The following is a 403-nucleotide window of genomic DNA, read 5'->3' on the forward strand; positions in this document are numbered from 1 at the left end:
GCGATAGCGGTAGCGTTCGTAGGCGTTGAGCCAGCGTTCGGAAAAATGGAGGCGTTCGGATTGGGCAGGCATGTTGTGAAACGTATGGGTATGTGGGGATGTAAATTATAACTGATTGGTAAAGCAGATGAAATTTGAACTGCTCCCCAACGGTTTGAACTATTGCAGAATTTCTCTGCCGCAAGCGGATATAATGGCGGCTTTGAATCAGACAGGCGGTGAAGAAATGGCGACGGTTTTAAGCGCAGGCGTGGATGAAGCGGGACGCGGCCCTTTGGTCGGCAGCGTATTTACGGCGGCAGTGATTTTGCCGGAACATTTTGACCTGCCGGGTTTGACCGACTCAAAAAAACTGAGCGAAAAAAAGCGCGATATGTTGGCGCAGATGATTAAGGAACAGGCG

General features: G+C 50.4%; 1 pseudogene. It reads left to right on the plus strand.

The features are described 5' to 3' along the window. Positions 1–193: 193 nt before the first annotated feature. Positions 194–403, plus strand: a pseudogene (gene rnhB, locus ACTHSP_RS22365) (ribonuclease HII); the annotation flags it as partial.

The organism is Neisseria sp. P0001.S005 (assembly GCF_051963715.1).